The organism is Streptomyces sp. DF42, from assembly GCF_058267695.1.
This window is the reverse complement of the sequence record NZ_CM177859.1, coordinates 7,241,866-7,267,689: the sequence shown is the minus strand read 5'-3', so window position 1 is coordinate 7,267,689 and position 25,824 is coordinate 7,241,866. Positions and strand designations below refer to the sequence as shown.

Sequence of the window (25,824 nt, the reverse complement as noted above, 5' to 3'; positions counted from 1 at the left end):
GCGCGCCGCCCGGGGGCTGGAGACGGACGAGTGCGGGGAGTTGGTCGACGACGGACACGTAGTCGTCGGCGCTCTCCCCCGGGAAGCAGTTCAAAGCCGTGGGTCCACCGGCTCCGACTCCAGCGCCAGCACCCCGAACACCGCCTCGTGCACCCGCCACAGCGGCTCGCCCTCCGCCAGCCGGTCCAGGGCCTCCAGACCCAGGGCGTACTCGCGGGTCGCCAGCGACCGCTTGTGGTTGAGGAAGCGGCCGCGCAGACGGACGAGGTTGTCGGGGCGCGTGTACTCCGGACCGTAGATGATCCGCAGGTACTCGCGGCCGCGGCACTTGATGCCGGGCTGGACCAGCCGGCCCTCGCCGCTGCGCACCAGCGCGCCCAGCGGCTTCACGACCATGCCCTCGCCGCCACGACCGGTCATCTCCAGCCACCAGTCGACGCCCGCCCGCACCGACTCCGGGTCCGCGGTGTCGACGTAGAGCCGTCGGGTGGTCTGCAGCAGACCGCTGCCGTCGTGCTCCACCAGCCGGTCCAGCAGGGCGAGCTGCTCGTCGTGCGGCACGGCGGCGAGGCTGCGGCCCTGGACGGCGAGGATCTGGAACGGTGCGAGACGTACGCCCTCCAGTCCCTCGGTCGTCCAGCAGTAGTGGCGGTAGGCGTCCGTGAACGCTGCCGCGTTCGAGGCGCGCTCACGCTGGCGGGCCAGCAGGTCGGTGACCTCGACGCCCCGCGCGGCGGCGCCCTCCAGGGCGGCGAGCGCACCCGGGAACACCGCGCCGGAGGCGGCACCGACGGCCGCGTACTGCGACCGCAGCAGACCGGACGCCTTCAGCGACCACGGCATCAGCTCGGCGTCCAGCAGGAGCCAGTCCGTCTCCAGTTCGTCCCACAGGCCGGCCTCGGTGACCGCCCCGCGGACGCGGCCGAGGATCTCCTCCGTCACCGACTCGTCGTCGAAGAACGGGCGTCCGGTACGGGTGTACAGCGAGCCCGTCGGGCCTCCCCCACTCTCGGCTTCGCTCGAGCGGGAGGTGCCCCCAGCGCCGAACCGCCTGCGCGCGGCCTCGGCGTCCCGGCACACCAGCGCCACCGCACGCGAGCCCATGTGCTTCTCCTCGCACACGACCCGCGCCACCCCGTCCGCCGCGTACTGCGCGAAGGCCTCGACGGGGTGCTCCAGGTAGCCCTCGACGTGCGAGGTCGCCGTCGGCGCCATGGTCGGCGGGAGGTACGGCAGCAGGCGCGGGTCCACGGCGAAACGGCTCATGACCTCCAGGGCCGCGGCCGCGTTCTCCTCGCGGACCGAGACACGGCCCTGGTGCCGGGTCTCGACGACCCGGCGGCCGTGCACGTCGTTCAGGTCGAGCGGCCGGCCGTCCTGTCCGCCGGGCGCCTCCGTCCGCAGCGGCCTCGACGGCTCGTACCAGACCTGCTCGGCCGGTACGTCGACCAGTTCCCGCTCCGGCCAGCGCAGCGCGGTGAGCTTGCCGCCGAAGACGGCACCGGTGTCGAGGCAGATGGTGTTGTTGAGCCAGGTCGCGTCCGGGACGGGGGTGTGGCCGTAGACCACGGCCGCCCGGCCCCGGTAGTCCTCCGCCCACGGGTAGCGCACCGGCAGCCCGAACTCGTCGGTCTCACCGGTCGTGTCGCCGTACAGCGCGTGCGAGCGGACCCGGCCGGAGGTGCGGCCGTGGTACTTCTCCGGCAGACCGGCGTGGCAGACCACCAGCTTGCCGCCGTCGAGGACGTAGTGACTGACCAGCCCGTCGATGAACGCCCGCACCTGGGCGCGGAACTCGTCGCTCTCGCCCTCCATCTGCTCGATGGTCTCGGCGAGGCCGTGGGTGTGCTGGACGTTGCGGCCCTTGAGGTGACGACCGTACTTGTTCTCGTGGTTGCCCGGCACGCACAGGGCGTTGCCCGAGCCGACCATCGACATGACCCGGCGCAGCACGCCCGGGCTGTCCGGGCCGCGGTCGACGAGGTCACCGACGAACACGGCCGTACGGCCGTCCGGGTGGACGCCGTCCGTGTAGCCCAACTTGCCCAGCAGCGACTCCAGTTCGAAGGCGCAGCCGTGGATGTCGCCGATGATGTCGAACGGGCCGGTGAGATGGGTCAGGTCGTTGAAGCGCTTCTCGGTGACGACGGTGGCGTTCTCGACGTCCTCCACGCCGCGCAGGATGTGCACCTTGCGGAAGCCCTCGCGCTCCAGGTGGCGTACGGAACGTCGCAGTTCGCGGACGTGGCGCTGGATGACGCGGCGCGGCATGTCGGCCCGGTCGGAGCGGCCCGCGTTGCGTTCGGCGCACACCTCCTCCGGGACGTCCAGCACGATGGCGATGGGCAGCACGTCGTGCTGCCTGGCCAGGTCGACCAGCTGGCGTCGGCTGTCCTGCTGCACGCTGGTCGCGTCGACGACCGTGCGGCGGCCGGCGGCCAGGCGCTTGCCGGCGATGTAGTGCAGGACGTCGAAGGCGTCCCGGGTGGCGCTCTGGTCGTTCTCGTCGTCGCAGACCAGGCCGCGGCAGAAGTCGGAGGAGATCACCTCGGTCGGCTTGAAGTGCCGGCGGGCGAAGGTCGACTTGCCGGAGCCGGAGGCGCCGACGAGGACGACGAGGGAGAGGTCGGTGACGGGAAGGACCCGTCCCGTCTTCTCAGTTGCCTCGGTCATGCTGCCTTCGCCTCCTTGTCGGCCTCGGTCTTCACGTTGGCTGTGCTCATTTCGAAGACGGCCATCTGGGTGGGCGGACCCACCTCCGGGTCGTCGGGCCCGACGGGCACGAACTCCACCGTGTAGCCGTGCCGTTCGGCGACCGTGCGCGCCCAGGCCCGGAACTCCTCCCGCGTCCACTCGAAGCGGTGGTCGCCGTGCCGGACGTGGCCGGCCGGGAGGGACTCCGCGCGCGGGCAGCGCCGGCACCTCGACACGCAGCGGGCGCGGCTGCGCGGGCAGCTCGGGGCGGGCGTGACAGGTGCCCTTGATCGCGCTGGAGAACACGCTGCTCAGGGCCACGGCGAGCAGCGAGGACGCCGCATACGGGCGGTCGTTGACGTACTGCGCGAGCGCCGCGTCGGGCGCCCCGCCGCGTCCCTTGCCCTTGCCCCGCCGCACCAGCGCCACCGCGTCGACCTCCAGCAGCAGCGCGGCCGTGCAGCGCCGGGCGTCCGCCTCGGGGTAGAGGACGTGCGCCGTGCCGTAGGACAGTTTGGTTGAGAACGGGTTGTCAGGGTGCTTATGGAGGAGAAACCCCAGGTCAGTAGCCGGGTTCTGCTCATCGCCGGTAGTTGAGATCGTCAGGAACACATGACCGAGTATGGGGTTCCACGGGCCAGGTCCGGTACTGGATTACGTGGGCTCAGAGACGAAGTAGCCACGTCCACTGACCACGTACACAACTCCCTCAGTGCGGAGCCTGGCCAGTGCTCGGGATGCCGTCGACTGGGACACGTCGAACTCTGCTGCGAGCGCCACGGTGCCAGGCACACGCGCACCAGGTGCGTACGTACCCGCGCTGATACGTCGCCGGATCTCCTCTGCCACCTGTGGCCAGTGAGGCTGGTTTCGGTTGTGCTCTCTCTATTATCCCAATGAATGCGGGATCGGTTTTCTGAAATAAATAGGCTGAAAAATGAAGAAAACCCCTACCGGAAATGGCAGAGGTTTTCGGATCGGATATTTCATCAATCGCTCTTGGCTTCACCCTTGATCCGGAAGACCGTTGCCCGACCAATCCCGTGCTTCGCTGCCACCTTCATGACGCTCATGCCGTCGTTGAGGTCTGCCAGCACCGCAGCACGGTCAATCTCCCTGGGGCGCCCCCAGCTCTTACCGCTCGCTTCCCTGGAAGCACGGGCAGACGCACGGCGCTCCCTCTGGAAGATCAGTTCCATCTCAGAGAACGTACCGAGCATCAAGAGAGCCATCTCTACGGCCGGACCACCTACGCGAGTGTCAATGGTCATCGCTCCGCCGATCACCAGGTGAACCCCCTTCTCCCTCAACTCAGCAATGAGAGCCAGCACCTTGTGCATGGTCCGGCCGAGTCGGTCAAGGGAAGCAACGTACAGAACGTCACCAGAGCGGAGCTGTGCCAGCACAGAGGCCAGTCCCTCACGCTCAAAGTCCGTGCCAGTCCGCTTGTCGGCATAGGTGCGCTCTACGGGGACTCCCTGGGACTCCAGCCAGTCAAGCTGACGCTTCAAGTCCTGTGCCGTCGTGCCGACTCGGGCGTAGCCGTAGTCGTAGGTGGTCACTGTCTCTCTCCCCTGTCTCAATCCGTCCCAACAAGACTTAGGATACCAGTCTCATAAGTCACTTTGGGACAGTCTCAGAGATGAGACCCGGCAACTCCCCAAGAATATGAGACCCCCTGAAACCAGGGTTCCCCCTCACCCTTGCCGACAGGAGAACGGCGCACAGGGAAAGTTCTGACAGCCCGTCAGACAGTCGGCGCAGCGCATACACCAGGGTGCAGCATCTGACACGCAGTCAGGTGACGGTGCAAATACTGATACAAACCCCCCCACCCTTAAAAGTTGGCAAATGATCTTTGCCCGACCTAGTCATTCGCGAGTGAGGTCAGTCAACGGCCGGAGCAGTATCCGGAAGACGTCTCCGGAGACACAGAAGAGCCCCTGGAACCTTTTCGAGTTGGGAAGGTATCGCAGGGGCTCTCCGTCGTTCAGACGCCCTCAGGAGCTCTCAAGAGCTTTCGCTGTAGCTGGTCGATGACCTCAGGAACGACAGACGTGTCCTCAACCCTGCTGGGGAAGTTCCTGAGGCTCGGATCAGTCCAGTGCGCCGGTACGTTCCAGCCGTTCAACTGCCAGTCCGAAAGAGAGTCCGATTCCAGACTTGCGGCTGCTGCAAGCTGTTTGAGATCTCCCAGTGAGGTCACAGTGCCGTGCGCCGTGCCGCGAATGGCTTGCTTCCAGACGTAGACCTGAACGTCCTTGTCCGTCAGGTAGTCCCTGCGAGCATCGGTATTCATCCCGCCCCACTTCTGAGCCCATGTCAGACCCGTTGGGACGTACTGAGTTACCGCAGGGCGCACAGGCTTGGCTCTCAACTCCTTTTGCTTCTTAGTCAGATTCCCATGCATGCGCCAGTAGGAATCTTCCTTCTCCGGCTCGTCGTACCGGCCATTCTCATAGTCCTTCTCCAGGCGCAGCAGACGTGCTGTGACCTGGTCTAGCTTTGCTCTGTGGTCCTCCCCCGGCTCGGTCACCTTCACCACTTCCGGAAGCTCACCGAGTCGACTCAAGAGAGCATCCTCAAAGATCTCATTGAGCAAGTCCTCTGGAATCCGTGCCGGATTACTACAGGGCATTCCCTTGGAGCGCGCCGTACAGGAGTAGTGCCGGTACGTCTTGACTTCCCCTGTGGCAAGAGTTTTGTTCAGTCGGTGGCAGAACATCCGTGAGCCGCAGTTGCCGCAACGGGCAATGCCAGTCAGCAGAGATGCTTGGTTGCTGCGCCGGATGTTGGACTGCCCACGGGACACAATGGCTGCGACGGTGGCTTGCCATTCGGCATGGGTGAGAATCGGGTACTCGGTAGCCATGACCAAGTTCCCCTGATCATCCTCGTATGGCTCACCCTTGTATGCGAGGAAGCCAGCACAGGAAGGGTTCTTGAGGATGCGCTGTACAACCTGGGGACTCCAGTTGGTTCCCTTGGGCTCTGTGAGAGCCGTTCCGTGCCTGCGCTTGGCGTCTTTCCCTCGTAGCTCTCTGAGGTAGTCACGCCATGTCAGTACACCCTCGGCGTTCAGCTCTCGGGCAATCTGATTGGTAGAGACTCCAGAACGGACCCGCTCTGAGATCTCCTTAAGGAGCTTCGCGTATTTGGCTTCCGGCACCAGGACGTAGTGTTTCCCGTCCGGTGAATCCTCGTAGAGGTAGCCGAAGGGGGTATGCCCTCCAGCGAACAGACCGTTCCGGCGTAGGTAGTCCCGTGCATCCGCTACCCGTTGCCTGATCTTCCTCAGCTCTGCTGCTGCCTGAGTCGCCTTGGCGTAGGCAATGAGCCGTCCCGTCTCTGTGGAGATATCGAACGACGGATCATCGAGAACAATGAGGGTCTTCCCCCAGTCCAGAACGTTCTTGACGAACGCCATGAAGTGGAGATCGTCTCGGCTCAGACGGTCCTGTGTGGTGACTGCGAGGACGTCCCACTTCTCCCGCCCTTCCTCGGTGAGCCATGGGCCCATAGAGGGGCGCTCAGGGAGGTCTACAGAGCCGGACACGGACCGGTCCTCAACTACCCCCGCTGTCTCGTGTCCGAGCCCCTGAGCCCAGGTCTGGAGGTGCTCCAACTGCCTTGGGATGGACGTTGATTCGTCGGTGTCCACGCTGATCCGTGCGGCGAGTAGCGCCCTCTGTGTCTCTGCCATGGGACAGAGCGTATGGCAGTTTCAACCTACGTATCTACGGAGTGCCGTAGGACGTCGAGAACGCCTGCGATTTGTCGGGGTGCTTGTGCAGCAGGAAGCCGAGATCGGTGGCGGGGCTGTCCGGGGTGCCGGTGGTGGTGATGGTCAGGAACATCGTGGGCACACCTCGAAATGGCTTCTGGACTACAGGGGTCAACCGTGTCCGGTGCACAGCGAGCGCACTGCGGGCACGCGGGCGAAGCGAAGCAGGGCGCAGTGGGATCGCGCCGGCTCCCGGCCCCTTCTCGTCGCAGTAGCGGCACCGCACGAAGCTCGGCCGGCCACGGAAGCGCCACCGGTGCGGCGCTTCCGCTCAACGTACAGCGAATGCCGGTGAGACACTCAAGATTTTTCAGCGCACCTCCGAGCCGGCCGCCACGGACTCCCACAGGTTCACGGTCACCTCGTCCAGCTGGTCGAACCGCTGCGTGATCCGCTTCAGCACTGACGGAGCGGACGTCGCTTCGTAGCGCAGGGCGAGCACTCCCATGGCCTCCCAGTGCCGGGTGGCCTCCTCGTGCAGGGCGAGGCTGCGCTCCGAGGCGCCGGCGGCCCGCAGGGAGCGGGCCGACGACGAGACTGTCGTGCACATCGACGTGGACATGGTCCGCGGAGATCTTCCGGACGACGACGGCATGCAGGTATGGGTTGTTGTCGCGGTAGACGTCGGCGTAGTTCGACGCGCATGCCTACGCGATGCGTCTCGCCGTCGGACCCACCCGGGCCCACGCGGCCACCAAGGACGTCGTACGCCGCTACCTCGACGGCGGCGTGCGCGCGGCTGACTCCGCCCTCCCGGTCCTTGCCGCGGCGGTGACCGCGACCACCGACCACCGCCGCGCCGTCACCGCGTTCCTGGCGGACGGCCCGGAACACACGACTGACTACCAAGGACGCTGATCGGTCCCCGGCCGGGGATGCGCCAGGACACCGTTACCAGCGCCACACCCCCTACCACCGCTACGACAGCTGCGACTGGACCTGGGACGAGATCAGCTCCAGGTGGTCCAGGTCGGCGAGGTCGAGGACCTGGAGGTAGAGGCGGCGGGAGCCGATCTCCGCGTAGCGGCCGATCTTGTCGACGACCTCGGAGGGGGTACCCGCGAGGCCGTTGGCCTTCAGCTCGTCGGCCTCGCGGCCGATCGCGGCGGCTCGGCGGGCCACCTCCTGGTCGTCCTTGCCGACGCAGACGACGAGGGCGTTGGAGTAGGTGAGGGCGTCGGGCCGCCGGCCGGCTTCCTCGGCGGCGGCGCGGACCCGGGCGAACTGGCACTCAGTGTCCTCGATCGAGGCGAACGGCATGTTGAACTCGTCGGCGTGGCGGGCCGCGAGGCGCGGGGTGCGGGTCGCCCCGTGGCCGCCGATCAGAACCGGGATCCGGTCCTGGGCGGGCTTGGGCAGCGCGGGCGAGTCGGTGAGGTCGTAGTACTTGCCGTGGAAGTCGAAGGTGTCGCCGGCCTTCGTGCGCCACAGGCCCGTGACGATCTCCAGCTGCTCCTCGAGGCGGCCGACCTTCTCCTTCGGGAACGGGATGCCGTACGCCTTGTGCTCCTCCTCGAACCAGCCGGCGCCCAGGCCCAGTTCGATCCGGCCGCCCGACATCTGGTCGACCTGCGCGACCTGGATGGCGAGCACGCCAGGCAGCCGGAAGGTGCCGGCCGTCATCAGCGTGCCGAGGCGGATGCGCTTGGTCTCCCTGGCCAGACCGGCGAGCGTGATCCAGGCGTCGGTGGGGCCGGGGAGACCGTCGCCCGAGCCCATGCGGAGATAGTGGTCGGAACGGAAGAATGCGTCGAAACCGAGGTCCTCGGTGGCTTTCGCCACGGCGAGCAACGTGTCGTAGGAGGCGCCCTGCTGGGGCTCGGTGAAGATGCGAAGATCCATGCGTCCATCCTGCACGCACCGGTGCCTGTCGATGCCACCGGTCCCTCCGTGCACTCCCCTCCACGGTGGGTGAAAATCCGTCAACGCCGCGCTCGGGGCACGCCCACGCCAGTGACCCGGTCTGACGGTGATCGTTGGCTCGTGCGGAGCCGGACCGCCCGGCGCCCGCGTCGGCGGTCGTCGCCGGGGTGCCACCCGATCCCGATCGGCCTGCCCGAGGGGCCCGGGGCCGAGGAGGCCGTGATGTCCGAAGAGTCCGTGCCGCAGCAGGGCGGGGGCGGCCGGCCGAAGGGGTCGCTGCAGCAGATGGAGGAGCTGATGGCGGCACTGAACGCGGACCTGTCCGACCTCGAAAAGGAAGCGGGTTTTTCTCCCAAGGAATCTAAGGCGGATCAGCCCAGGTAGAAGACCGTATCCTTATACATCGATCTTGGAACCGGGCGCCCGACCCATCCGCGATTCCAAGACGAACGGGCCGTCGCGCCCACGATTCACAGGATCCCAGCTCAGGGCCGTGCACCCCGACGCCGGAGGTCGTTCTTCACTCCCCAGTTGTCGGGGTCGCTCACGGAGGACGCCCGGTCGACCACCCGGCTGAAGACCGACGCGTTCAGCCGGGCGCGCAACTCCGGCGGCCACGTCTCGATCGCCTCCGCGTCGGCCTCGGTCAGGCCGTCGGGTACAGGCTCGGGCTCACGCTGCACCCGGGGAGCCGAGGCGGTCGACTGCGTTCGGGACAGCCTGCGCAGCGCCCCCTTGAGCCGCTGCACCTCGGCCGCTGCGCCCGGCTGGCCGGGGTCGGCTGCGAGTTCACGCAGCTTCGCCTTGATCGTCTTGCGGTCCATCGTCGTCCTCCTCGTTGAGCAGATCTCCGAACTCGTCCTGTATCGCGGCCAGTTGCGCCAGCACGTTGTCCACGCTGTCCCGTTCGCGGTGGAACGGCGGAGGCGTCGGCCGCCCGGCGGACGGGCCAGGCGGCAGGGCGAGCTGTGGCCGGGGCGCCTCGGGGCGCGGGGCGCCGGGGTCGGCCCCGTCGGCGGAGCGCAGGTGCCACCCGGCCAGCTCCAGGGCGTAGGTGGTGAGCCGGGCACGGAAGGCGCCGTCCAGGTCGACGGCTTCCAGCACCTCGGGGATCACCTTGAGCAGCACCTCGGCCATGTCGGCGGACTCCTCGTCAGTGTCCTCCGCGACTTGCGGTGTCTCCGTGCCCCTCACGGCTGCGCGACGGGGTTCCTCGGCCGTCGCTCCCCTCCCCGCATGCGCTCCGGGGACATATTCAAAGTAGCCGCTTTTCTAAGCGGCTAAACCTGACCCTTTCCGGGTTCGGGAGGATTTGGATTTAAATAAAGCGGCTCGATTAAGCGAAATAGGGCCCCGCCCCTGAACAGTGATCAGCCGGTGCCTTGCGGCGCTAGGGGCGGAGCCATTCCCACTGTACCTTTTCCTTAACAAACCAGAGCCCGCAGATGAGGGGCGAAAAGCAATGGAACACATTCCCGTAGCCGAGGCGGCGCAGCGCCTGAGCATTTCCGACGTCGCCGCATATGAGGCCCTGCGCGCCGGGCGTCTCGTCCGTGCACCCGGCTCCGGCCCGGCCCGCGTCTCGCTGGCGTCGGTGCAGCGGATGGCGGCCGACCGGCGGGCCGAGGCGCAGCGGCGCCACAGCGACCTCTGTGCGCTGGCCCGGCACGCCGACTCCCTCCTCCACGCCCCGCCGGGCAGCGAGTACCTGCCCCCGCCCGGCCGGGAAGCGCTCCGGGTGCCGCCCGCCGACACGTTCGCCGTCTTCGGCCGGGACGTGCTGGAGGCGGCGGCCAGCCGGGACCGCATCCGCAGGGAGGGCGGCTGCCCGACCTGCTGGGCGCACATGAGCGCGCAGGTGCACCAGACCCACCCGCCGCGCGACTCGGCCCCGTACAAGATCCTGCTGGGGCAGCCGTGCCCGGCCGACACCCGGCGCTGGCGGGCCGAGGCCGACGCGAACCGGGCCGCCATGTCCCGGCTGCGGATCACCGAGGAGCGCAGCCGCCGCGCGGCCGAACAGGACCGCGCCCGCCGAGAGTTCCAGGCCGCACAGGACGCGGCCCGTACTGCCGCCTCCCGGCTCCAGAGCGCGACCCAGGCGTACGCCCCGTTCGACCGCTCGATAGGCCGTCAGGCGGCAGCTCAGGCCCGTCAGCGGGGTGCGTTCTCCAACCGGCCGAAGCGTGAGTGGCCGTCGTGGTGCGACTGCGACGTGCAGCACCAGTGCGCCCGGCACGCGGAGGGCGACCGTCAGGCGGCCCTCCGGCCGCAGGTCCGGCGGCCGGTGTGAGCGCCCCGGCGGTGTGCGCCTGCGTCGGTGAGGGCTCCCACTGGAGGCCCTGTCTGTACCACTTCAGCTTCCTGTCGGCGGCCGAGCAGGGCCGCGTACTGACCCGGCTCGGCATCACCTGGATGCGGAGGGCGAACGATGGCCGGTGAACTGGACCACGAGCGTGAGCGGTTCGTGCAGGCGGGGCGGGAGGCGCTGGCCGACATCCAGCGCGTGTCGGCCGAGGCGTCGGCCGCTGTGGTGCGGGTGATCGAGCAGCAGACCGGCATCACCCTCGGGCCCCCGGTCGGCCCGAGCATCATGGACGCGACGCCGGAGCAGATAGCCGACGCGGAGCGCCGCGCCCGGCATGCCCTGGCCGCCGTGGAGCTGATCCGGCAGTGGCACTGGGGTGAGGCTCGCACCCTCGGGGAGCTGATGCCCCTTCTGCCCGAGGACGTACGGGAGCAGATCGCGCACAACTTCGTCCGGGCGGGACTCAGTTGAGCACCCGCGAGGAACTGGTCCTGGAAGCGCTGCGGGCGGCTGAGGGGCCGGTGTCGGCCGCCGCGCTGGCCCGCCGGACACGTACCTCCGTGCGGACGGTGAAGGCCACGCTGCACGTCCTGGAGCGCGAAGGCGCCGCACGGCGCAACGGCGTCGGCGCCTGGAGCCCGACCACAACTGCGTGAAAGCGGGACTGAGTTGAGCACTTCGCCCTCACTGATCAACCCCGGGCAGCGGACCAAGCTGCGGAACTTCGTCGCCGAGCACCCGGGCCTTACGCGCCCCGAACTGATGGCGGCGGCCGACCGCGTCCAGATGCGGATGCTCATCACCGACGGCCTGACCGAGGTCCACAACCGGTCCATGGTCCGGCAGGACGACGACGGCCGGTACTGGCCCGCCTGAGCTGAGGGAACGCCTTGCCGGCCTTTAGCTAAATCGGTCCGCGGAGCTGGGTCGTCGTGGCGGACAATCTTCGGCATGACTGCTGCTGACTGGATCAAGTTCACACCTGGGTGGCTCGCCTTCGTCATCTCTGTCGGGACCCTGGTCCACAAGTGGTGGCGTGGACGTCACGCCCGCGCCCTCGGGCCCGACAGCGACGACCTGCGTGCGCTGCTGGCCGACTTCCGCACATGGTTCCGTCTGACCCTCCTCAACCCCGTGACGAGGACGCAGTTGGAGCACATCGAGGGGACCGACAGCGCGTACCAGCGTCTCAACGATCTCGCCGCCCGCCGATCGGACAAGCAGTTGGTCCGGCACCTCGGAAACGTCGCCGAACAGTGGGGGGAGTTCTCGGGGTATCTGCTGCGGGACCGCCCGTACACACAGCCCAACAGCTCGGACCAGGCGGAGTGGGAAGCCGAGCAGGAACGGGTCTGGCGTGAGCAGCAGCTCATATCGGCGCAGGGGCGCGACGAGGTCGACGCTTCTCTCAGGCGTCTGAACGAGCTGGAGCGAAAGAACCTCAACGCGTCTTGATCAAGTCCCTACCGCCGCGTGGGCCCGGCGGTGGACACCTAGGACAGACGGCAGGGACACGACGGACAGGGACTCGGCACACGAGGACAGGCGGCAGGGACACGGGGACAGAATCTCGGGACAGAGCAGGGACACGGTGACAGGCCGCCGGGACAGAGCAGGGACACGGGGACAACCGACAGAGACAAGGACAAGGGCCGTGACACCAGGCGGGACATGTCCCTGTCGGCTGTCCTGCCTGATGTCCCCGTGTCCGGCCCGAGCGGGATCAGAGGACCCGCCTCGGGTGCTCCGATGGCAAGAGAGCGGGACAGCTACAGGCCAAGCCGTCAGAGTCTGACGGCGATCATCGTCAAGGTCTGATCAGGATGGCCGTCAGGTGCTGATCAGCACGTTGACCAGATACCTGACGGCCGTTCTGGCCTGGGTATGTTCTCTGGCCTCGCAGCCCTGACGCATCAGGGAGTATTCAGACGTTAAGGGACTGGCGTGCGGCACTGATGAGCCGGTGCGCGTCGGAGCCGTAGACCGCCGACTCCCGCAGGGTGTTCCACGTCCGCAGGTAGGTGTTCACGCTGGGCTCGTCCTCGATCCACAGCTCCGAGTGCCACGTCTCGACGATCACACGGCTGTCGTCGTAGACCCAGAAGGCCGTGGCGGGCGGGATCTTGAGCGACGCGCTGAACGGGATGATTCCCAGCTCCACGGTGTCCAGGCCGACGGCGCCGGACAGCCGGTCGAGCTGGGCCGCCAGTACCGAAGGCGGACACACCAGGGCGCGGAGCGCGGCCTCCCACAGGATCAGGTGGAAGCGCTTGGTGGGGTCGTACAGGGCTTCCTGGCGCTTCACGCGGGAGCGGACGGCGCCCTCGGTGTCCCGGGGCGACTGCTGGAGTTCGGCATACCGGGCGAAGATCGACCGGGCGTAGTCGGGGGTCTGGAGGATGCCGAAGATCATGGAGGACTCCCAGCCCCGGAACACCGAGGCGTCGGCGTGCGCACTCAAATGGGTGTCCTGGACGGGCTTGTGTCCCGAGGCGAGCTGCCGCCGCCATGAGCGGATGTGGGACTCGAACCCCCGTAGCCGGGCGAGCAGTTCGTCGTAGGCGTCAGGCTGGCCGGTGCCCTCGGCCCAGGCGCGGAGGTCGTCGGGCGTGGCGGTCTGACGGCCGTTCTCCAGCTTGGAGACCTTGGGCTGCGGCCAGCCGAGCTGCCGGGCGAGCGCGGAACCGGTAAGCCGACCGTCCGGCGCGGTGAGCCTCAGCTCACGCAGCCGCACCCCGAGCGCTTCGCGCGCCTGCTGGTAGTCGGTGGTCACCGGTTCCGCTCCCTGCTACTCGCTGGCGGCGAGCCTCGCCGCGAACTCCTCGTACGGCACGGCGTAGTGCGTGGCGGCGTCGTGCCTGCGCGTACCGGTTGACCTCCACCGGTTCCGTGATCAGCTCCACGTTCACCAGGTTGTCGGCGTCGTCGAAGTTGAGCCGGGCCACCAGCCGGGAGTCGAACAGCCAGAAGTCTTCTTCGGGGAGCTGGAGTCGTTCGGCGTCGGCCCGCCAGAGCTGCCGGATGTCCTCACCGACGGAGCTGTTCCGCCGGGCGTTGTCGAGCAGGTAGAGCTGACCCGGGGCGGGCGGGTTGTCGACGACGCGAACGCGCTCGAACCGCTTGCCGAGCGCCACCTGTTCGCGGCGCTCGGCGCACCACTCGGCGTCCCTGCCCTCCCAGTCGACGGGCTCGCCCCGGAGGAACTGCGCGTAGGTGTCGGTGCCCTCGTCGGAGGCGTACCGGCGGCGGGTCTCCAGCCGCCAGGCCGTGTGCTTGAAAGCGGTGAACAGCCGGTCGAACTCATCCAGGCCGATGATGTTCGGCACTCGGGTGACCTCCTTGGGGCCGAAGTCGACGAGCAGTTCGCGCGGGACGACGATGGGCACCTCACCGTCTCCGAGGTGCCGCAGGCGGGCGATGTCGTCGGGGTCGGTGAGCGCCGGTCCGTGGATGATCACTTCGCCGGTGTCGAGGTCTTCGTGCATGGCGGGGCAGCCGTTCACGCCACTGCCCGTGCCGTTGAAGCGCAGCCGTCGCGCGATGGTCGGTTCCTTTCGCCGGGTACGGATGCCCTCATGATCACCGTGCTCGGGGGTGGACGGTATGGGTTCGCCGGGCCCCCGGGGATATAAACGGCTATAGACAGCCCCTACCCGAGAATAATCGGGTATAGGCGCTAGCCCTCTCAACTGGCGCACCAGAACGCTGAGTTCATGGTCACAGCGGCAAGAGCCCGGCACCTCGGATGTCACAGCGGCGGTCGAAACTCTGCGGGGGAGGCACTGACGGCAGCGGGGATCGTGCTGCCGTCCCTGGGGGCGGACACCGCGTCGCCCGCTCTGAACCTGATCAACCTCGGCCGGGTGCGGGCTGATGTCGCACTGCGGCTGGCCGACGTGATCCAGCGGGGGTGCGCATGAACGGGTACGAGCCGGAGACCGGCGAGCTGGTATGGGACGAAGCAACGCGCAAGGTCGGCCGGGTGATGGGGCACGAGGGGCCGTTCTGGCAGCTCCGGCCGATCGGCGGCGGGCGCGAGTGGGACGCACACGGCCCTCTGCGGCCCGCTACGGCGGCGGAGAAGCTGTCGGCGGGCGTGGCCCTGGCGAACGCCCGGAGCCGGGGTGAGACGCCGTGAGCGCGCCTGCTGTGGACACGTCGGCCATGTCCGCTGATTGTGCCCTCGCCCAGCAGCCCGAGTACGCCAATCTGCACGCCGACTGCCGCCAGACCAAGGACGTGCCGCTGATCCACGGCGGCGGCATCCTGCTCGTGCACCGGTGCAGGTGCACGTGCCACCGAGGCGCATAGCCCCTACACAGCGCGGAGCCCGCCCCGGATCGGCATCGGGGCGGGCTCCGTGGTGTTCGGCTCGGGCCTCAACCCCATTGCCGGCTGACCACGTTGACGGTAGACCTGTCGGCCCTGGACGAAGACCTGCAGTCCGCGGGACGGGCCACGAAGGAGACCGAGGCCGGCTGAAGACCGACCCGACGGGGCGGGTCGTTCGGACCGGGTGGGCTGCAGGTCTTGGATCGGGCGAGCCCTGGAAGGCCCTCACCCATTTCAAGGTCGGTCAGCCGTGAGCCCTGTCGCCGTCCACAACCTCTCGGGACAGAACACCTGGCCCCAGCACCTAGCCCGCCTCCCGCTCCGGCAGTACCCGCTTCCGGCTCGTCTCGGGTAATGCCTCGTCCCGGTCGGCGAGTCTGCGCAGCATCTGCTGTACCCGGTCCCTGGACTCGTCCGCCGCGTCGATGGCCTCCATGCACTGCCAGTAGGTGCCCTCGTCGTCCGCGGAGCAGGCGAGGCCCACCAGGGCGATGCCCACCTCGCCGAGGAGGCCGCCGAGGCAGAGGAGGGCCTGCCGGGCGTCACCCAGGTCGGTGAGCTGGGCCGCGCGCAGGTCCTCGGTGGCGAGGTGCGGCGTGTCGAGGACGCCGCAGCCGCGGCCCGCCAGTTCTGTCAACCCCAGTGCCTCGCCCCGCAGTTCGGGCGGACCGGAGACCGCGAGGCGGCTGCCTATCGCCTGTGCCAGTGCCTGCGCCTGCCACACCTCCGTCAAGGTCTCCGGCGCACCATCGCTCCCCGCCAGGGCACGTCTGCTCGTCACGATGAGCCACACAGCGTCCATGGCCGCTGCCCCCGTCTGTCACGACGCGCTGCCCGCACGTCCGCCCGAACTCCGCTGTCCACTACCCAGAGTGAGTGCGTGCGGGTCGAAAAGCCAGAGGAAGGCGGAAATTCTCGGACAACAAATCGGTTTCGGGCGGGTTTTTGACTCCGGAGAGTGAAAGTGGACTGGAGAACTCCCGCACGCGACAAGCGCCTAAGGCGCAGGGAACCTACGCTCGTTGCGGTCGATCTTCGCGTTCAGCGCGACCAACGGGTCGATACCCAGCACCTCGCACAGCTGCAGCAAGTAGGCGAGTACGTCCGCGACTTCGTCCCTCACCCGGTGCGCCGTGTCCGGGTCGTCCATGACGCCGGCCGACTGCTCCGGCGTCAACCACTGGAAAATCTCAACCAGTTCGGAGGCCTCGACGCTGAGTGCGGCGACCAGGTTCTTGGGGGTGTGGTACGGCTGCCAGTTGCGTGCGGCCGCGAAGTCGGCCAGCCTGCGCTGCAGTGTGGCCACGTCGAGCGGCTCGTGCGGGGATTCGTGCGGAGGTCCGCCCTGGTGATCGGTCACGGTCCCAGGTGTACCACCGTGACTCCGTCCGTCCCGGCGGCCCAGGACGCGTCGCTGACCGCGGCCACGACACGGATGTGGCCGCGCGCGCCCATCCGCACGGCCAGCCGCAGCAGTTCCAGCCGCTGCCGTGGGTCCAGCGAGCGGTCGAAGCCGTCGGCGAGAACGGTGAGGGTCTGCATCGCGGCGGGCACCTCGCCGGCGGCGTCCATCTCCAGCACGCCCGGCCCGGTCAGCAGGACCAGGGCGAGGGCCGCGTATCTCAACTCGCCGTCGCCCAGCCGCCGTAGAGCAGTCATGAAGCCGTCGCCGCGGTCGAGCAGAGCCCGGACGGTTCCGTCTCCGAGCGGCTCGGCGAGCATGTCGGTGACCGCTCCCGCGCATCCGGCGCGCACCGCGTCGACGAGCTGGGCGTGCCGTCGTCCGCACTCGGCGCGGGTACGCCAAAGGACGTCGGCGAGGTTGTCGCAGCCACCGAGGAGCCGGCCGGCGCCCATCGGTACGGGCGCCCGCATCCGGCCGGGGCGGGGATCACAGGCGAAGGCGGACCGCAGGGCGACGACCATCTGTTCGGCGGCGGCGAGCACCCGGCGCTGTCCGTCGGTCTTGCCGGCCACGCGCAGCGGCAGCAGCGCGGTGCCGAGCCGGTCGTCGGGCAGCGGGGCCCGGGTCACGGGTGCCGAACCGGCGGTGTGCCAGGCGGCCTGGACGGTACGGCGGGAGGGATCGCGCAGCGCGGTCTCCAGCAGTACCAGCCCTCCCGCGGTCAACCGCTCGCCCACGATGCGCAGTTCGGGCTCGGCCTGCACGGCGACATCGAGCCGGACCGCACCCTCGGGCCCGTCGACCGTGCAGCCGATACGGAATCCACGCCGCCGCTGGGCGTCGGGCCGTGCCCGATCGGGCACGCACGCGCTCGCGTCGGGAAACACCTCCCCGACCTCGGCCCCGCCGCCGAGCCGGGCCAGCGCCTCGTACGCCCGCAGGGCACTCGTCTTCCCGCACCCACTGCCCCCGGCGAAGAGGGTGACGGGCCCGAGCGCGAACCCGGCCCGCCGATGCCCGGCAAACGCCGACAACCGCAACTCGGTGGCACAGGGCCGACTCGGCCGCACGCGGTCCAAGACGGGCGGAGACGGCGCAGAGGACAGAGAGGACGCAGAGGGCGCGGACGGCAGGGTCATGTCCGGACCGTAGGGCTCCGCTCGTGCGGTGAACCGTTACGGCGCAGGGAGCTTCCTACGATCGGGGGACGACACTTCAGGTGCCCGACGCCCCCGCGCTCTCCATGAGGTCGGTCACCTCGGTGTCCGCCGGGGTCAGCAGGAAGACGTTGCGGTCGACGCGATGCATGCCGCTGGCCAGACCGAAGACGACTCCGGTGCTGAAGTCCAGGACGCGCTTGGCGACTTCGGTCTCGGCGCTGCTCAGGTCGAGCAGGACGGGGATGCCGGCCATCAGCGTCTCGGCGACCTCGCGGGCGTCGGCGAAGACATTGACCCTGAGGACCACGAAACGGCGCCGCAGCTCCGTCTCCGCGTCCGGCATCGAGCGGTGGTCCACCGATGACGGCCAGGCATCGCGCCCACGCAGCGGCACCACCTGGGCGAGCCCCTCCCACTGTTCATCGGTGATGTCGTGGCCGTTCACCGGCTCCCCCCGAACTGACTCGCACTCATTGCCTGCACCAGCCAATTCTTACGCCAAGTCACCCGTTCGGCCCAACAGCGACACGGTCCGCGACCGTCACAACCGCTCCCGCGGCGACAGATGGCGCCAGACAGCGACGGAACAGCACCGCAACAACGCCAGATATGACCGGTTCCTTCCCGATCGAGGCTTCTTACCGGGCTCACACCGGACTCTTCACCTCCGGCGGCGCCCCGCTCACCGGGCGCGACTAGCGTCCCGTGACGTGCACTTGGCAGAAACCCAGCTGGCGGCACCAGGTCGGCGGACGCAGCCGGCGGTGTCCTCCCCCGTCCCGGAACCACCGGCGCAGTGGCACCGCGTCCTGACGCTGCTCGCAGCCGTCAGCCTCTTCATCGGCACTCGCACGGTGTGGACGCAGGCGGCCAGTCACCGCCTGCCCGTGGCCGCGGTGATCTCGCTCTGCTATGCCTCGATCCTGGTGTGCGGCGTGCTGACGCTGGTCGTGCGCCGGGCCCGCTCGCTGGCGCGCCTGGACCTGTGCGTCCTGGTGACCGCCGTGGCCCTCGCCCTGTGCGCCTGGGCTATGGACCACGGCGGCTCCGACGAAGCGGTCCTGACCACCCAGGCCGCCCAGGAACTCGTCAAGGGGCATGCCGTCTACGGGCAGCCGTGGCCCTGGCTGTTCGGCCACGGCATCGCCCTCACCCCGACGATCACCGGCGGCTACGACTTCACGTACGGCTATCCGCCGCTGGCCCCCCTCCTCACCGCGCCCCTGCTGTGGCTGCACCACGGCGGCGCCCCGGCGACGGCGGTGAGCACCGGCGCGCTCGTCGTCGGCACGGTCGTGCTGTGGCGGATGCTCCCCGCTCCGTGGCGGTCGGCGGCGACCATGGCCTGTCTCGGCTTCGGTTTCCTGCCGACGTACGCCCGGCTCGGCTATCCCGCGATCACGGCGCTGGCCCTGCTGATCCCGGTGGTGGTGCGCTGGCCGCGGATCGGGCGGGGCGGGCGTCTGGGGGCGGCCGGTGTCGCCCGGGCCATGTGCCTGGGCGCCGCGTGCGCGACACAGCAACTGCCGTGGTTCCTGGTGCCGTTCCTGCTGGCCGGGATCTACGCGATGCGCCGGGGCGAGCTGGGCGGGCGGGCGGCGACTGTGGTGGTGCTGCGGTTCGTCGGCATCGCCGCCACCGTGTGGCTGCTGATCAACACCTACTTCGTCGTGAGCGAACCGGGCACCTGGATCACGGGCATCGCGCTGCCGCTGACGCAGGGGGCGACGCTGCACGGGCAGGGCCTCGGGGACGTCTCCCTGTACTTCACCGACGGCAGCGACCGGCTCGACTGGTACGGGCACGCGAGTCTGCTGCTGGCCGCGGCCCTGCTCGCGCTGCTGGTGCTGTTCATGCGCCGTCTGGGCCCCGCGGCGACCGTGCTGCCCTGGTGCGCCTTCTACCTGGCGACCCGGTCCCAGGACGGCTACTACCTGATGATGACGCCGCTGTGGCTGGCGGCGGCGGTCACCGCTCCCCCGTCGGAGTTCGTCCGCGCCTGGCAGCCGCGGCCGCGTCCGCTGAGCGGCCCGCACCGCCGTACGGCGCTGATCGCGACGTCCGCGCTCCTGGTCTCCCCGGCGCTGGTGAGCGCTGCCGTGGCGGTCACCGGTTCGCCGCCGCTGCAGATGCGGGTCACCGCGGTGCGCCGGGTCTCGGCCGACTTCGTCTCGCGGCTGACGCTGCGGGTCACCAATGTGGACGACACCGCCCTGACGCCCCACTTCATGCTCACCACGAACCAGGGCTCGGGCAAGTACTGGTCGCTGGTGCGGGGCCCGGCGACGGTTCCCGCGCACAGCACCGTACGGATGGAGATCAAACCGGCCGACGGGAAGTACGCGCTGCCCGTCAAACCGGGCACCCGTATCCGCCTGCGCGCCTTCACCGCGACGCCGCAGACCCTGTCGAGCACCGACGTCCAGCTGATGGACCAGGCCGACTCCCGGGCCCACCGAGCTGCTTGACGGCTCGTCAGACGAGTTGACGGGGACTCAGGTCGGTTGACGGCGCGTCAGGCCGCCGTGCGCACGAAGCGGAGCGTGGCGGCGACGGTGGTGAGGCCGCGGATCATGCCCATCTGGTTCCAGCCCAGGCCGAACTCGGCACGGTCCACGGTGAACTCCGCGTCCAGGGTGAGCGCGTCGGCGTCCGCGCCGGCCAGGCGCGCGGTGAGGGACTGCGGGCGGCTGATGCCGCGCACGGTCAGCTGACCGGACACCTCCACGGTGTCGCCGGCCCGGGCCTGCGCACTGCGGACGGCGAAGGTGATCTCGGGGTGGTTCTCGACGTCGAAGAAGTCGGCGGAGCGCAGGTGCTCGTCGCGCTTCTTGTTCTTGGTGTCGAGGGTGGCGGCGTCCAGGGTCAAGGTGCCGGCGGCGGAGCCGTCGGGCCGCACCTCGCCCTGTCCCCCGACGGCGGTGAACTCGCCCTTGACGGTGACGAGGCCCCACATCGTCTTGTGGCGCAGGGCGACGGTGGAGGCGGCGGCGTCGAGCTGCCAGACACCGGTTTCGACGGCGACGGTCATGATCTTCTCCAGTGAGCGGGGATGCCACGAGCGGGTGATTCAAATTTGGATGAACTCACGCTAACCCATCATCCAAATCTGAACAACCCTCTCATCCAAAATTGGATAACAGGTAGACTCGACAGCATGGCCGACCCCGAGGAGCACCCCACCGACCTGCCCGAATGCCCGTCGGCGCAGGGTGGCGGACTGCTGCCCGGAGAACTGCGGGCCTGGATGGTGATGCTGGCGGCCATGGGGGCGGTGGAGCAGGAGCTGCGCTCCGTGGTGAAGGAGCGGCTGGACGTCTCGCACGACGAGTTCCTGATCCTGTGCCTGCTCGCCGAGTCACCCAGGGAGGGCCTGCGCATGACGCGGATCGCGGAGCTCCTCGGCCGCCCCAAGACCCGGCTCACCTACCAGATCGCGTGCCTTCAGCACGCCGGGCTCGTCACCCGCAAGTCGGTCTGCGGCGACAAGCGGGGCATCGAGGTCGCCCTCACCGACAAGGCCCGCCGCCTCCTGAAGGAGGCCTCCGGCACCCTCGCGGCGACGGTGACCCGGGCCCTGACCCACGTCATGGGCCCGGAGCAGCACGAGGCGATGTGCGGGCTGCTGCCCGACCTCGCCGAGGAGCCCGGGCAGTCCGAGGCTCCGTAGGGCGGGTGTCCGCCCACCGCCCGGGTATGTGAGCACCGCCTGCCCGGTCCGGTCGCAGCGGTCCGGGCAGGCGGTGCACCGCTGTACTACTCGGCCCTGTTGGAGCGGTTGCGTACGAGGGCGAATGCCGCCGCCGCGAGGCCGAGCACACCCACGACCAGCCCGGCGACCCCGAGCCCGCGGGCGGTGGAGTCGTTGCCGTCGGCGGAGGCCGACGCGGAGCTGCCGGAACCGCCTGAGCTGCCGGAGCTGTTCGACGCCTGCGCCGAGGCGGCCGGGGTGCTGCCCGCCTCGGCGCCCTTGGCGGTGAGCTTGAGGACCGGTGCCGGGTTCTCCGGCTCGTCCTCGCCCGACTGTGCCTCCTCGATCCAGCGGACGGTCTTGCCGTCGGAGTAGGTCTGCAGGGTCTTGAAGGTCAACTGGTCGGTGTTCTCGGGCAGCTGCCCGAAGGCGACGTTGAAGTCCTGGTACTGGCCGGCGCCGATCTTCCCGCCGGTCCAGGTGACCTCGGAGACCGCGTCGGTGATGGTGCCGTCGTCGGTCTTGACCGGCGTCTTCAGCTTCGTGTTCGTGACCTTCGCCGTCCAGCCGTTCTGCGGCGGCGAGACGAGCACTCCGAGGACGGGGTGATCGGTGGGCAGGAAGACCTGCACCTTGGTGGTGCTCGCCGTGTCCTCCTCGTTGGGGACACGGAAGGTCAGGACGCCGTCCGTGGCGCCCTTCGCGTAGCTGTCGGGGTGGACGGTGACGTGCGCGGAGGCGACGCCGGCCGCGGTCAGGAGGCCGGCGGCGGCCAGGGCGGTGACGGCACCGGCGCGGCGCAGGGCGGTACGTGCGGTGGACATGAGTGGGTGGATCTCCGTACTGGGGAAGGGACGTCGAGGTCAGGTGGCGTACGACAGCCCCGCCGGCGGGCCGCGCCGCTGCACCGCGTGCCGCAGCAGCAACCGCCGCAGCGGCCACGCACCGTCGGCACGCAGCCGTACGGCGTCCCGCGCGACCGGCGCCCGCCACGCCCCGCCGCGCGCCGCCCACCAGGCCGCGAGGCCCGGTACGAACGTGACGGCCCGACGCAGCAGCGACCACACCGCGGCCTCGCCGCGCCGCAGCCACCAGGTCAGCACCACGGCCGCGCCGACATGGGCGGCGGTGGCGTGCGGCGTCAGGGCCTGGGAGTGGGCCATGCGCATGCCCTGCATGGCATGCATCCCATGCGTCCCATACAACCCGTGCATTCCCTGCATGAGCGTCATGGAGTGCGGCCGCATGGCGTCGAAGGCAAGATGCAGCCCGCCCTGGGCGGCAAGCGTTCCCGCGCCGATGGCGGGCAGCGACCGCTCCCGGCCGCCCAGCAGACACCCGGCCGCGAACACCGGCAGGAACCCGACGGCCTGCACCCACACGGGCGGTGCCGCCCCGGTCGCCAGCACGTGTCCTCCGGCGGCGAGCAGCACGCACAGCGCGGCGAACACCGCCGCGCGCAGCACGCGTACCGAAGCCGACGCCGTCATGGCGCCCGATACTGCCACGCCCGGCCGCGGCCCCGCCCGGCGGATGCCCAAGCGCACGGGTGCAGACTGGAGACCCCCACAGCGAAGAGCCGAGGCGGTGGCGGGATGGCGGCCGGACTGCGCATCCGTATCGACGGAGTGGACCTGCCCGGCCGCGCGTGCGGACCCGACGACGGCATCCCTTCGTACACGAACATCCATGTGGCCGTGCAGCGCAGGGAGCGGCCCGCCGAGTTGCTCGACCCGCAGCCCGGCGACGCCGCGTCCGCCACCTGGACCCTGGAGTGCACGGTCACCGGTACGGACGTGAAGGGCCCTTATGTTCAAGGGCGTCCGGGAAACCGCTTCGTCTGTCTCTCGTGGGGGTCGATCGACGGCTCCGGTGCCTTCGGCATGTTCCGGCGCGCCAAGCTGATGCTCGACGCCGTGCCCGCCGACGTGCTCGACGCCGCCGTACGCGAGGGCCTGCTGGTGGGACGGCTCGGGCTGACCGACGGGCGTGGTCACCCCCTGTGCGCGCGGATCGTGCCGCCTCGTATCACCTGGAACGCCCGCCCTGCCGGCCAGGGGTGAGCGTCGCCGCGCGCTCGGCGGTCTGCGTACCATGACCGCTGTGACAGCCCGTGCACAGCTCTGCGCCGCGCCGCCGCCCTCCGTGCGGTGGCGGGCGCTGCTCGTGCTCGCGCTGCTGGCCGGACTGCTCGGCATGCACGGCCTGGCTCCCGGCGGCGCCGTCCACGCGCATTCCGCTCCCCGGCACATGACGGTGACGGTCGGCGTGCACAACGACTGCTCGGGCGACGACTGCGGCGGGGGCCATCTCCGGCACGCCGACCAGACCTGTGCGTCAGGGGCGTTGAGCGGCGGGCCGACGCTGCCCGCCCTGGTCGCCGACCCGGTGACCGCGCCCGTGCCCCCCGACGCCCCGTGCCCGTACGCGGGTTCGGCCCCGGACGGTGCACGCGCGCCGCCCTCCCTGGCGGAACTCCAGCTCCTGCGGATCTAGACACCACGCCGCACCGCGCCCACAGGCACGCGCGCGGTGCGCCTCGGCACACCCGGATCCCTTTCACGCAGCGACGCGACGCCACGACAACGCGCCGTGCCGCACGCACAACAGCAGGAGTTCCAGCATGCGCAACACCCCTACGTTCATGGCCCGTCGTGTCACCGCGGCCGCGGCGGCCGTCACCGCAGCGCTCGTCCTCGCCGCCTGCGGCAACGGTGACAGCAACAGCGGCGGCCAGGACACCACCCCGCCCGCATCCGCTTCTTCGTCGGCGTCCTCGTCCGCGTCCTCGTCGAGCACCGGCGCCCACAACGCGCAGGACGTGGCCTTCGCGCAGGGCATGATCCCGCACCACCGGCAGGCCCTGGAGATGGCGCGGCTCGCCGCCGGCCGGGCCTCGTCCGCCAAGGTCCAGGACCTCGCCTCGCGCATCGAGAAGGCGCAGGACCCGGAGATCCGGACCATGAGCGGATGGCTGAAGGGCTGGGGCGAGAAGGTGCCCCCGGCCATGCCCGGCATGGACCACTCGGCGCACTCGGGCAAGAGCGGGACGAGTGGGATGACAGGCATGAGCGGCATGATGGACAGCAAGGACATGGACAAGCTGGGGAAGGCGTCCGGCAAGGCCTTCGACACCATGTTCCTGACCATGATGACCGAGCACCACGAGGGTGCCGTCGAGATGGCCGGCACCGAGAAGGACAAGGGCGCGTACGGCCCTGCCATGGCGATGGCCGATGACATCGTCACCGGACAGACCGCCGAGATCACGGAGATGAACAAGCTCCTCGGCAGGAGCTGACGGCCCTTGAGGGGCGGGGCCGGTGCCCTCGGGCGCCGGCCTCTCCCCACCCCCGGACGCACGAACCGGCGGGGTCACGGTGCCAAGTCGAGGGCCGAGACCCCCTTCAGGCGCATACCTCTGACCCGGGACCGGGTGTGGCTCACGAAAGCAAGCATGGGGCCCGGCTTGTGCGAGGTGAAAATGGATCTTTGGCCGGCATCCGCGACCAGGGATCCGCGGCTAACGCCCGAGTGCCGTGAGGACCTCCGCGCAGATGGCCATCGCGGTCTCCGCGGGGGTGCGGGCGCCGATGTCCAGGCCGATCGGGCCGTGGATGCGGTCCAAGCGCTCGACGTCGAGGCCCGCCTCGACCAGACCGGCGGCACGACGATCCTGCGTGTGCCGTGAGCCCAGTGCGCCCACGTACGGGATGCCCGAGGTCAGGGCGGTGCGCAGGGTGGGGACGTCCACGTCGGGTTCATGGCTGAGCATGATCAGGCAGGCGGCCGCGGGGCGCTCGGCGAGCAGCTCGGCGGCGTCCTGCTCGGTCGCGGTGACCGTGGCCTGCCAGCCGAGCAACCCCGCCTGGGCGACGAGGAGTTCGGCGAGCTCACCGCCGCCGACGATCACCAGACGGGGTACGGCGGGGCAGGTCTCGATGAGGACGAGTCCGGCGTCGGTGGCCTGCACCTCGCGCCCGGCGCGGTGGCGGGCGAGCAGCTCACGGGCGCGTGCGGTGGCCTGCGGCGGCAGATCCGCCTCGTCCGGTCCCGGGCCCGGGGTGACCACGGTGCTGACGGCATGGACACGGCGTTCGTCGAGCCAGGTGATCAGCGCGGCGTCGGCACCCGCGGCGTGCAGCTCCCACCAGCGGGGCGGGACGGCGGGCAGGGGCTGCAGCAGGATCTCGGCCTGCCCGCCGCAGGTCAGGCCCGCCTCCTTCACCCCGTCGTCATGCACGGCCACCGCGCAGACGCGGGCGGTGTGCCCGGGAGCGAGCGAGGCGGCCTCCTCGGCCAGCTGTCGGTCGAAGGCGCCCAGGTAGAGGGTGCCGTGGCAGGCCCCGTCCGCGTCGATCAGGATCGCGTCGCCCGGGTGCCGGGGCCCGAAGCCCCGCTCGGTGACGGGCCGCGCGAGAACCGCCTCCGCCGTACGCCGCTGGGCCGCCCACCGCTGCGCCGTCTTCGAGAGCTCTCTCATGCACCGAGCCTAAGCGCCCCGAAGGGGCGCGGGACAGTGTCGACATGCGGCTCCGCCGCGACGGCGCGACCGGCCACGACGCGTCCGCGGCCGGCCGACGGCGA

Annotated in this window: 32 protein-coding genes and 3 pseudogenes; 14 read left to right on the top strand and 21 right to left on the bottom strand. The window is 69.7% G+C overall.

The window, feature by feature from the left end:
* Positions 1 to 90: 90 nt before the first annotated feature.
* The 8 genes and pseudogenes from ACYUED_RS33370 to ACYUED_RS33335 all read right to left on the bottom strand — a co-directional run bounded on the left by ACYUED_RS33370 (position 91) and on the right by ACYUED_RS33335 (position 7,028).
* A complete protein-coding gene (locus tag ACYUED_RS33370; protein WP_491294539.1) occupies positions 91 to 2,673 on the bottom strand; it encodes a polynucleotide kinase-phosphatase in 2,583 nt (860 codons plus the stop codon).
* Positions 2,670 to 2,930, bottom strand: coding sequence for a hypothetical protein (locus ACYUED_RS33365; protein WP_491294844.1), 261 nt, complete (start codon positions 2,928 to 2,930; stop codon positions 2,670 to 2,672). The genes ACYUED_RS33370 and ACYUED_RS33365 overlap by 4 nt, the downstream gene beginning before the upstream one ends.
* Positions 2,931 to 2,955: 25 nt before the next feature.
* Positions 2,956 to 3,306: pseudogene (locus ACYUED_RS33360) on the bottom strand (3' terminal RNA ribose 2'-O-methyltransferase Hen1); the annotation flags it as partial.
* A gap of 42 nt (positions 3,307 to 3,348) precedes the next feature.
* Entirely contained in the window at positions 3,349 to 3,543 is a 195-nt protein-coding gene (locus ACYUED_RS33355) for a winged helix-turn-helix domain-containing protein (RefSeq protein WP_491288219.1), read from the bottom strand.
* A 140-nt stretch (positions 3,544 to 3,683) separates the two neighbouring features.
* Positions 3,684 to 4,256: a recombinase family protein gene (locus ACYUED_RS33350; protein ID WP_491288217.1), complete on the bottom strand. Its 573-nt coding sequence runs from the start codon at positions 4,254 to 4,256 to the stop codon at positions 3,684 to 3,686.
* A 428-nt stretch (positions 4,257 to 4,684) separates the two neighbouring features.
* Positions 4,685 to 6,397, bottom strand: coding sequence for a recombinase family protein (locus tag ACYUED_RS33345; protein ID WP_491288215.1), 1,713 nt, complete (start codon positions 6,395 to 6,397; stop codon positions 4,685 to 4,687).
* Between the two features lie 40 nt (positions 6,398 to 6,437).
* A pseudogene (locus ACYUED_RS33340) lies at positions 6,438 to 6,551 on the bottom strand (hypothetical protein); the annotation flags it as partial.
* 237 nt (positions 6,552 to 6,788) lie between these two features.
* A complete protein-coding gene (locus tag ACYUED_RS33335; protein ID WP_491288213.1) occupies positions 6,789 to 7,028 on the bottom strand; it encodes a hypothetical protein in 240 nt (79 codons plus the stop codon).
* A 104-nt stretch (positions 7,029 to 7,132) separates the two neighbouring features.
* On the opposite strand from ACYUED_RS33335, the gene ACYUED_RS33330 reads away from it, so the two are divergent.
* Positions 7,133 to 7,336 carry a hypothetical protein gene (locus tag ACYUED_RS33330; protein ID WP_491288211.1) on the top strand — a complete coding sequence of 68 codons (204 nt, stop codon included), beginning with the start codon at positions 7,133 to 7,135 and terminating at the stop codon, positions 7,334 to 7,336.
* A gap of 60 nt (positions 7,337 to 7,396) precedes the next feature.
* Here ACYUED_RS33330 and ACYUED_RS33325 read toward each other — a convergent pair whose 3' ends face one another.
* Positions 7,397 to 8,320 carry an LLM class F420-dependent oxidoreductase gene (locus tag ACYUED_RS33325; protein ID WP_491288208.1) on the bottom strand — a complete coding sequence of 308 codons (924 nt, stop codon included), beginning with the start codon at positions 8,318 to 8,320 and terminating at the stop codon, positions 7,397 to 7,399.
* Positions 8,321 to 8,563: 243 nt separating this feature from the next.
* Here ACYUED_RS33325 and ACYUED_RS33320 point away from each other — a divergent pair, with 243 nt between their 5' ends.
* Positions 8,564 to 8,725: a hypothetical protein gene (locus tag ACYUED_RS33320; protein ID WP_491288206.1), complete on the top strand. Its 162-nt coding sequence runs from the start codon at positions 8,564 to 8,566 to the stop codon at positions 8,723 to 8,725.
* 101 nt (positions 8,726 to 8,826) lie between these two features.
* Here the strand turns inward: ACYUED_RS33320 and ACYUED_RS33315 are convergent, their stop codons facing one another.
* Together ACYUED_RS33315 and ACYUED_RS33310 are read right to left on the bottom strand one after the other, a co-directional pair.
* Entirely contained in the window at positions 8,827 to 9,165 is a 339-nt protein-coding gene (locus ACYUED_RS33315; RefSeq protein ID WP_491288205.1) for a hypothetical protein, read from the bottom strand.
* A complete protein-coding gene (locus tag ACYUED_RS33310) occupies positions 9,131 to 9,478 on the bottom strand; it encodes a hypothetical protein (RefSeq protein ID WP_491288203.1) in 348 nt (115 codons plus the stop codon). The genes ACYUED_RS33315 and ACYUED_RS33310 overlap by 35 nt, the downstream gene beginning before the upstream one ends.
* A gap of 325 nt (positions 9,479 to 9,803) precedes the next feature.
* Between ACYUED_RS33310 and ACYUED_RS33305 the strand changes: the two genes are divergently transcribed.
* The 5 genes from ACYUED_RS33305 (at position 9,804) to ACYUED_RS33285 (ending at position 12,104) form a co-directional block, all read left to right on the top strand.
* Positions 9,804 to 10,634 carry a hypothetical protein gene (locus ACYUED_RS33305; RefSeq protein WP_491288201.1) on the top strand — a complete coding sequence of 277 codons (831 nt, stop codon included), beginning with the start codon at positions 9,804 to 9,806 and terminating at the stop codon, positions 10,632 to 10,634.
* Positions 10,635 to 10,772: 138 nt separating this feature from the next.
* Entirely contained in the window at positions 10,773 to 11,120 is a 348-nt protein-coding gene (locus ACYUED_RS33300; protein WP_491288197.1) for a hypothetical protein, read from the top strand.
* Entirely contained in the window at positions 11,117 to 11,305 is a 189-nt protein-coding gene (locus ACYUED_RS33295; protein ID WP_491288195.1) for an HTH domain-containing protein, read from the top strand. Before ACYUED_RS33300 ends, ACYUED_RS33295 begins: the two co-directional genes overlap by 4 nt.
* Positions 11,306 to 11,318: 13 nt before the next feature.
* Entirely contained in the window at positions 11,319 to 11,525 is a 207-nt protein-coding gene (locus tag ACYUED_RS33290) for a hypothetical protein (RefSeq protein WP_491288193.1), read from the top strand.
* Between the two features lie 75 nt (positions 11,526 to 11,600).
* On the top strand, positions 11,601 to 12,104 hold the full coding sequence (locus ACYUED_RS33285) for a hypothetical protein (RefSeq protein WP_491288191.1): 504 nt from the start codon (positions 11,601 to 11,603) through the stop codon (positions 12,102 to 12,104).
* 469 nt (positions 12,105 to 12,573) lie between these two features.
* Here ACYUED_RS33285 and ACYUED_RS33280 read toward each other — a convergent pair whose 3' ends face one another.
* On the bottom strand, positions 12,574 to 13,422 hold the full coding sequence (locus ACYUED_RS33280; RefSeq protein ID WP_491288190.1) for a helix-turn-helix domain-containing protein: 849 nt from the start codon (positions 13,420 to 13,422) through the stop codon (positions 12,574 to 12,576).
* A gap of 15 nt (positions 13,423 to 13,437) precedes the next feature.
* Positions 13,438 to 14,191 (bottom strand): annotated as a pseudogene (locus ACYUED_RS33275) (DUF6879 family protein).
* 374 nt (positions 14,192 to 14,565) lie between these two features.
* Here ACYUED_RS33275 and ACYUED_RS33270 point away from each other — a divergent pair.
* Together ACYUED_RS33270 and ACYUED_RS33265 are read left to right on the top strand one after the other, a co-directional pair.
* Positions 14,566 to 14,787: a hypothetical protein gene (locus ACYUED_RS33270; RefSeq protein WP_491288188.1), complete on the top strand. Its 222-nt coding sequence runs from the start codon at positions 14,566 to 14,568 to the stop codon at positions 14,785 to 14,787.
* 26 nt (positions 14,788 to 14,813) lie between these two features.
* Entirely contained in the window at positions 14,814 to 14,960 is a 147-nt protein-coding gene (locus tag ACYUED_RS33265) for a hypothetical protein (protein WP_491288186.1), read from the top strand.
* Between the two features lie 325 nt (positions 14,961 to 15,285).
* Here the strand turns inward: ACYUED_RS33265 and ACYUED_RS33260 are convergent, their stop codons facing one another.
* The 4 genes from ACYUED_RS33260 to ACYUED_RS33245 all read right to left on the bottom strand — a co-directional run bounded on the left by ACYUED_RS33260 (position 15,286) and on the right by ACYUED_RS33245 (position 17,991).
* Positions 15,286 to 15,783 (bottom strand): DUF6099 family protein, encoded by a 498-nt coding sequence (locus ACYUED_RS33260; RefSeq protein ID WP_491288184.1) that lies wholly within the window; start codon positions 15,781 to 15,783, stop codon positions 15,286 to 15,288.
* A gap of 195 nt (positions 15,784 to 15,978) precedes the next feature.
* Complete coding sequence (locus ACYUED_RS33255; protein WP_491288181.1) at positions 15,979 to 16,341, bottom strand: nucleotide pyrophosphohydrolase; 363 nt, start codon at positions 16,339 to 16,341, stop codon at positions 15,979 to 15,981.
* A complete protein-coding gene (locus ACYUED_RS33250) occupies positions 16,338 to 17,525 on the bottom strand; it encodes an AAA family ATPase (protein WP_491288179.1) in 1,188 nt (395 codons plus the stop codon). Before ACYUED_RS33250 ends, ACYUED_RS33255 begins: the two co-directional genes overlap by 4 nt.
* 76 nt (positions 17,526 to 17,601) lie before the next feature.
* Entirely contained in the window at positions 17,602 to 17,991 is a 390-nt protein-coding gene (locus ACYUED_RS33245; protein ID WP_266522765.1) for a cell division protein SepF, read from the bottom strand.
* Positions 17,992 to 18,256: 265 nt separating this feature from the next.
* Between ACYUED_RS33245 and ACYUED_RS33240 the strand changes: the two genes are divergently transcribed.
* Complete coding sequence (locus ACYUED_RS33240) at positions 18,257 to 20,014, top strand: hypothetical protein (protein WP_491288176.1); 1,758 nt, start codon at positions 18,257 to 18,259, stop codon at positions 20,012 to 20,014.
* Between the two features lie 47 nt (positions 20,015 to 20,061).
* On the opposite strand, the gene ACYUED_RS33235 is transcribed toward ACYUED_RS33240, so the two are convergent.
* Complete coding sequence (locus tag ACYUED_RS33235; RefSeq protein WP_491288174.1) at positions 20,062 to 20,577, bottom strand: YceI family protein; 516 nt, start codon at positions 20,575 to 20,577, stop codon at positions 20,062 to 20,064.
* Between the two features lie 126 nt (positions 20,578 to 20,703).
* On the opposite strand from ACYUED_RS33235, the gene ACYUED_RS33230 reads away from it, so the two are divergent.
* Complete coding sequence (locus ACYUED_RS33230; protein ID WP_491288172.1) at positions 20,704 to 21,216, top strand: MarR family winged helix-turn-helix transcriptional regulator; 513 nt, start codon at positions 20,704 to 20,706, stop codon at positions 21,214 to 21,216.
* An 86-nt stretch (positions 21,217 to 21,302) separates the two neighbouring features.
* On the opposite strand, the gene ACYUED_RS33225 is transcribed toward ACYUED_RS33230, so the two are convergent.
* Entirely contained in the window at positions 21,303 to 22,061 is a 759-nt protein-coding gene (locus tag ACYUED_RS33225) for a YcnI family copper-binding membrane protein (RefSeq protein ID WP_491288170.1), read from the bottom strand.
* 39 nt (positions 22,062 to 22,100) lie between these two features.
* Positions 22,101 to 22,727, bottom strand: coding sequence for a hypothetical protein (locus ACYUED_RS33220; protein ID WP_491288169.1), 627 nt, complete (start codon positions 22,725 to 22,727; stop codon positions 22,101 to 22,103).
* A gap of 105 nt (positions 22,728 to 22,832) precedes the next feature.
* On the opposite strand from ACYUED_RS33220, the gene ACYUED_RS33215 reads away from it, so the two are divergent.
* The 3 genes from ACYUED_RS33215 to ACYUED_RS33205 all read left to right on the top strand — a co-directional run bounded on the left by ACYUED_RS33215 (position 22,833) and on the right by ACYUED_RS33205 (position 24,538).
* The gene (locus ACYUED_RS33215; protein WP_491288167.1) at positions 22,833 to 23,300 is read left to right on the top strand and encodes a DUF5990 family protein; all 468 of its coding nucleotides are present in this window, start codon (positions 22,833 to 22,835) and stop codon (positions 23,298 to 23,300) included.
* 40 nt (positions 23,301 to 23,340) lie between these two features.
* Positions 23,341 to 23,733, top strand: a complete 393-nt coding sequence (locus tag ACYUED_RS33210) for a DUF6153 family protein (protein WP_491288165.1) — start codon at positions 23,341 to 23,343, stop codon at positions 23,731 to 23,733.
* A gap of 127 nt (positions 23,734 to 23,860) precedes the next feature.
* Positions 23,861 to 24,538, top strand: a complete 678-nt coding sequence (locus tag ACYUED_RS33205; protein ID WP_491288163.1) for a DUF305 domain-containing protein — start codon at positions 23,861 to 23,863, stop codon at positions 24,536 to 24,538.
* A 222-nt stretch (positions 24,539 to 24,760) separates the two neighbouring features.
* Here the strand turns inward: ACYUED_RS33205 and ACYUED_RS33200 are convergent, their stop codons facing one another.
* The gene (locus ACYUED_RS33200; RefSeq protein ID WP_491288161.1) at positions 24,761 to 25,720 is read right to left on the bottom strand and encodes an XdhC family protein; all 960 of its coding nucleotides are present in this window, start codon (positions 25,718 to 25,720) and stop codon (positions 24,761 to 24,763) included.
* Positions 25,721 to 25,824 lie beyond the last annotated feature (104 nt).

Excerpts from the sequence above, each read along its gene's own strand:
- ACYUED_RS33370 (WP_491294539.1), bottom strand. The coding sequence starts at position 2,673 with ATGACCGAGGCAACTGAGAAGACGGGACGGGTCCTTCCCGTCACCGAC.
- ACYUED_RS33345 (WP_491288215.1), bottom strand. The coding sequence starts at position 6,397 with ATGGCAGAGACACAGAGGGCGCTACTCGCCGCACGGATCAGCGTGGAC.
- ACYUED_RS33335 (WP_491288213.1), bottom strand. The coding sequence starts at position 7,028 with ATGTGCACGACAGTCTCGTCGTCGGCCCGCTCCCTGCGGGCCGCCGGC.
- ACYUED_RS33330 (WP_491288211.1), top strand. The coding sequence starts at position 7,133 with ATGCGTCTCGCCGTCGGACCCACCCGGGCCCACGCGGCCACCAAGGAC.
- ACYUED_RS33325 (WP_491288208.1), bottom strand. The coding sequence starts at position 8,320 with ATGGATCTTCGCATCTTCACCGAGCCCCAGCAGGGCGCCTCCTACGAC.
- ACYUED_RS33320 (WP_491288206.1), top strand. The coding sequence starts at position 8,564 with ATGTCCGAAGAGTCCGTGCCGCAGCAGGGCGGGGGCGGCCGGCCGAAG.
- ACYUED_RS33315 (WP_491288205.1), bottom strand. The coding sequence starts at position 9,165 with ATGGACCGCAAGACGATCAAGGCGAAGCTGCGTGAACTCGCAGCCGAC.
- ACYUED_RS33310 (WP_491288203.1), bottom strand. The coding sequence starts at position 9,478 with ATGGCCGAGGTGCTGCTCAAGGTGATCCCCGAGGTGCTGGAAGCCGTC.
- ACYUED_RS33305 (WP_491288201.1), top strand. The coding sequence starts at position 9,804 with ATGGAACACATTCCCGTAGCCGAGGCGGCGCAGCGCCTGAGCATTTCC.
- ACYUED_RS33300 (WP_491288197.1), top strand. The coding sequence starts at position 10,773 with ATGGCCGGTGAACTGGACCACGAGCGTGAGCGGTTCGTGCAGGCGGGG.
- ACYUED_RS33285 (WP_491288191.1), top strand. The coding sequence starts at position 11,601 with ATGACTGCTGCTGACTGGATCAAGTTCACACCTGGGTGGCTCGCCTTC.
- ACYUED_RS33270 (WP_491288188.1), top strand. The coding sequence starts at position 14,566 with ATGAACGGGTACGAGCCGGAGACCGGCGAGCTGGTATGGGACGAAGCA.
- ACYUED_RS33265 (WP_491288186.1), top strand. The coding sequence starts at position 14,814 with ATGTCCGCTGATTGTGCCCTCGCCCAGCAGCCCGAGTACGCCAATCTG.
- ACYUED_RS33260 (WP_491288184.1), bottom strand. The coding sequence starts at position 15,783 with ATGGACGCTGTGTGGCTCATCGTGACGAGCAGACGTGCCCTGGCGGGG.
- ACYUED_RS33250 (WP_491288179.1), bottom strand. The coding sequence starts at position 17,525 with ATGACCCTGCCGTCCGCGCCCTCTGCGTCCTCTCTGTCCTCTGCGCCG.
- ACYUED_RS33235 (WP_491288174.1), bottom strand. The coding sequence starts at position 20,577 with ATGACCGTCGCCGTCGAAACCGGTGTCTGGCAGCTCGACGCCGCCGCC.
- ACYUED_RS33230 (WP_491288172.1), top strand. The coding sequence starts at position 20,704 with ATGGCCGACCCCGAGGAGCACCCCACCGACCTGCCCGAATGCCCGTCG.
- ACYUED_RS33225 (WP_491288170.1), bottom strand. The coding sequence starts at position 22,061 with ATGTCCACCGCACGTACCGCCCTGCGCCGCGCCGGTGCCGTCACCGCC.
- ACYUED_RS33220 (WP_491288169.1), bottom strand. The coding sequence starts at position 22,727 with ATGACGGCGTCGGCTTCGGTACGCGTGCTGCGCGCGGCGGTGTTCGCC.
- ACYUED_RS33215 (WP_491288167.1), top strand. The coding sequence starts at position 22,833 with ATGGCGGCCGGACTGCGCATCCGTATCGACGGAGTGGACCTGCCCGGC.
- ACYUED_RS33205 (WP_491288163.1), top strand. The coding sequence starts at position 23,861 with ATGCGCAACACCCCTACGTTCATGGCCCGTCGTGTCACCGCGGCCGCG.
- ACYUED_RS33200 (WP_491288161.1), bottom strand. The coding sequence starts at position 25,720 with ATGAGAGAGCTCTCGAAGACGGCGCAGCGGTGGGCGGCCCAGCGGCGT.